Genomic DNA, 3830 nt, shown 5'->3' with positions numbered 1-3830 from the left:
CCCCCCGCCAGCACCGTGTTCCAGCTTAACGGCGGGGCGGCAGCGAAGGGTTGCCCGCCACACTGCCGCGCCACCTTGCGGGCCGCGTTGATTTCCTCCACCACTTTCTGCCCTTCGGCTTGCCAGTCACCGAGGCGGCCACTGAGCAGTGGCCGGGCCAGCACGATACGCCAATCGCGGCCTTCCTGGCTGACGCCAATGTCGACGAACTGCGGGTCCAGCACCACCTGGCAGAAACTTTCCTCGATGGCATGCATGGCCGCAGGCGCATCGCGCGGCCCCGACAGGCTGATGGCCTGCACATTGACCATAGGGTAGGCCGCCCGGGTCATGGCCTGCTGCAGATCGCGGGTGCCCTCCGGCGACAGCGCCAGGCGGGTATCGCTGTTCAGCGGCGGCAGTTCCAGCGATGCCTCGCCACCGCAAGGTTGGGCCTGGCTGCGGTAGGCATTGATCGACGCGATCAGTTGCGCTTCTTCGCCGGTAACGGCCAATGCCCCGGTCGAAATCAACAGGCCAAGCGACAAGGCGGCAACGGATGACAGCACGCGCATGTGTATCTCCCTATGACTGGCAGCGGCGTGGTAGGCGCTGCTCATCCTACACAAGCTCGGGGCTTTTGGCCCAGGCGGGTGCAAGGCAAATAAAACGCCGGCAAACAGTGCCGGCGGTACACGAAGGGAGGTAGACCATTGCCCGCCGCAAAAGTGCGAAGCTTGGGCAAACAAACCTAAAAGCCGGCGACAAGTCGGGTGACAGGGCAGTGTGCGCTAACACGTGCCTTGTCAGCGGGCCAACGCCTGGTTGGGTTTGTAGAACAAAAAGTGCGTGGTCTTGGCCGTTCGGCGATAAGCCTTGGCCCAGGCTGGATGCACACTGCGGTCATGGAAGTAGAGCGCGCCGCCTGTGGAATCCTGCAACTGCTGGTTGAGGGCTTTGCGCGCAATTTCCTTGGCAACGTCGTAGCGCTGCGGCTCCTCGACCTGGTCGGGGCGCCCGTCGCACCACCAGGAAAACTGGCAGGCTTTGCTTTCAACGCCCTGCTTGACCACACCACAGATGGTATCCGGAAAGCCATCCTGGCCCAGGCGGTTCAGCACCACGCTGGCCACGGCGGCCATGTCTTTGGCATCGGCCCCCTTGGCTTCCCAGTAAAGGGTGCGCGCCAGGCAGGTAAGGCTGTCATCCAGCGGTGCCTTGCCAGCCGGGTCCACGGCCTGCGCTTCGCTCGGGGTCAACTTTTCGGCGGGCTTGGGCGGGGGCGCTGCCTCGACCACTTTTTCTTCAAGGGCCTCGGCCTTGCCCTCGGCCACGGCGGCTTTGGCGGGGTCGGCAGCGTGCAAGGGGGCGGCAAGCAGGGCGGTGGTCAGGCCGATCAGCATCCACGAAAAGCGCATGGTCGAACTCCGAACGGTGGGCTGATGCCAGTCTAGCCAAGCGTAAGCATTAATACCAAAGGCAGGGTGGCGGCGGCGGCCACGGTTTGCAGGGCGATGATGGTGGCCATCAACGGTGCATTGCCGCCCATTTGCCGCGCCATTACGTAGGAGGACGAGGCTGTCGGCAGTGCCTGGAACAGCACCGCCACCACTGCGGCCTGGCCGCCCAGGCCCAGCAGCCGGCACAGGCCCCAGGTGGTCACAGGCATGACCAGGAACTTGAACGCCGAAGCCGCCAGTAATGGCCGCGCCTGCTGGCCGAGGCGGGCGCCGCCCAGCGCTGCCCCCACGCACAGCAGCCCCAGCGGCAGGGCAGCCTGGCCCAGGGCCTTGACCGTGGGCTCGATGCCCGGCGGCAGGCCCAGCCCGGTCAAGCGCAGCAGCAGGCCACCCGCGCAGCCGACAATCAGCGGGTTGGCGAAGATTGCCTTCAGCACGGTTGCTGGCGAACTGTGGCGGGCGCTAAAGCGGGCGAACACCAGCACGCAGAGCAGGTTGACCAGAGGCACGATGGCCGCGTTGGCAACCGCGGCCAGGGCTATGCCGGCGCTGCCGTAGAGGCCGGCAGCCAGGGTGGCACCAATGTAGTTGTTGAAGCGGATACCGCCTTGGAACACCGAGGTGAAATCGGCACCCTCGTGGTCTGCCATGCCTTGGTAGAGCACCAGCATCACCGCGCCCGCCAAGGTGGAAAGCATCAGCGCGCCGACCATGCCCAGCACCGGCACACCCTCCAGGTTGGCGGTGGCCAGGCCATGCAGGAACAGCGCTGGCAGCAGTACGTAGTAGCTCAGGCGTTCAGCGCCAGGCCAGAAGGTTTCGGCCAGAAACCCCCGCAGGCGCAGGAAAGTACCCAGGACAATCAGCAGAATGATCGGGAGCAGGGTGGTCAGCAGCAACTGCAGCATGTCAACGTTCCGTGGTCGGGTACCGGCAAAGACTACGGCTACACGACGATTTGTGAAACGGTATTGACTGCACTCGCTGCTGAAAACGACAGCCCGGCTGACCACCAAGCCTGCCGGGTGAAGGTCAGGCCACGTCCACCAGCACGATCTCGCTGTCTTCGATGGCGGTCACGCGCAGAAGCTGCTCCTGCTCGATGGCCACACCATCACGCGCCTCGACCCGCAGGCCGTTGACTTCCACCCGGCCCTTGGCGGGTACCAGGTAGCCCCGGCGATCGGCATCGAAACGGTATTCGGCGGTCTCACCCGCTTTCAGGGTGGCAGCCACCAGGCGTGCATCGGTGCGGATCTGCAGGCTGTCTTCATCGCCGGCGCGGCCGCTGGCCAGGGTCACGAAGCCTTCGCCACGTTCACCTTTGGGGAACGGTCGGCTACCCCATTGCGGTGCTTCACCGGTGCGTTCCGGCACGATCCAGATCTGGAAGATACGGGTATCGACGTCTTCCAGGTTGTACTCGCTGTGCACGATGCCGGTACCGGCACTCATCACCTGGACATCACCGGCCTCGGTCCGGCCTTTGTTGCCCAGGCTGTCCTGGTGGGTGATCGCGCCTTCGCGCACATAGGTGATGATTTCCATGTCGCGGTGTGGGTGCGGTGGGAAGCCGCTGCCGGCCGCGATCAGGTCATCGTTCCAGACCCGCAGGTTGCCCCAGTGCATGCGCGCTGGGTCGTAGTACTCGGCAAAGGAAAAATGGTGGTGGGCGTCGAGCCAGCCGTGGTTGGCATGGCCGAGGCTATCGAACGAACGAAGTTGCAGCATGGTCGCGCTCCTTGAATCAGTGGATGAGGCCATGATGCGCCAAAGAAACATCGAAAATAAGCGTAAATATCGGCTAAAAACAATCGAATTAGTGGATCTATAACCTGCAGGTACTTATCCGCTTCATCGCCTAATCCCCTGATCTGCAAGCATTCGCTGGCCATTTTTGGTCGATGCGGCGAACATGCCCATTGTTTACGTTCAGCAAGGAGTGACTGTGGCCCAAGAGCTACCCCAGGCCCCCGCCGACCTTACCCCGCCCGCCCAGTTGCCCTGGTTTCGCCGTGTGGCGGCGCGCCTGCTGGGGCGCTGCCTGACCCGCCTGCAGGCGCAGCACCGGGACTCATGGTTCCAGGGCCATGCCACCGGGCAACGCAGGGGCCATGCCGAGGGTGTGCGCGATGGTTTCGAGCGTGGCCGGGAAGCCGGCTACGAGGCCGGGCGCCAGGTGCTGGTGATCCGCGACAGCCGCCCCGAGGATGCTGCCGTGCCTGGCTGCGACGACAACCTCTTCGACGACTGGCGCCTGCCGCTGACGGCTGAACTGAAAAAACGCTTCAAGGCCGATGTGGCCCAGCGCCTGCCCGCCGAAGCGCAACCCAGCGCTGCGCAATGGAAGCTGATTTTCAGCGACACCCCGTCTACCTGCGTGGTGGCCGG

At 64.4% G+C, this 3830-nt stretch carries 4 protein-coding genes and 1 pseudogene; 1 reads left to right on the top strand and 4 read right to left on the bottom strand.

What is annotated here, in order from left to right:
* The 4 genes from APH30_RS26420 to APH30_RS26405 form a co-directional block, all read right to left on the bottom strand.
* A partial coding sequence (locus tag APH30_RS26420; protein WP_054914185.1) for a hypothetical protein occupies positions 1 to 554 on the bottom strand: 554 nt, incomplete at its 3' end.
* A 231-nt stretch (positions 555 to 785) separates the two neighbouring features.
* A complete protein-coding gene (locus APH30_RS26415) occupies positions 786 to 1397 on the bottom strand; it encodes a cell wall hydrolase (RefSeq protein WP_054914184.1) in 612 nt (203 codons plus the stop codon).
* A gap of 32 nt (positions 1398 to 1429) precedes the next feature.
* The gene (locus tag APH30_RS26410) at positions 1430 to 2347 is read right to left on the bottom strand and encodes an AEC family transporter (protein ID WP_054914183.1); all 918 of its coding nucleotides are present in this window, start codon (positions 2345 to 2347) and stop codon (positions 1430 to 1432) included.
* Positions 2348 to 2471: 124 nt separating this feature from the next.
* Positions 2472 to 3170, bottom strand: a complete 699-nt coding sequence (locus tag APH30_RS26405; RefSeq protein WP_054903943.1) for a pirin family protein — start codon at positions 3168 to 3170, stop codon at positions 2472 to 2474.
* Positions 3171 to 3354: 184 nt separating this feature from the next.
* On the opposite strand from APH30_RS26405, the pseudogene APH30_RS26400 reads away from it, so the two are divergent.
* Positions 3355 to 3830: pseudogene (locus tag APH30_RS26400) on the top strand (DNA helicase UvrD); the annotation flags it as partial.

The sequence above is a fragment of the Pseudomonas sp. NBRC 111127 genome (assembly GCF_001320345.1).
GTDB classification, from domain to species: Bacteria; Pseudomonadota; Gammaproteobacteria; order Pseudomonadales; family Pseudomonadaceae; genus Aquipseudomonas; species Aquipseudomonas juntendi.
This window is presented reverse-complemented; position numbering and strand designations above follow the sequence as displayed.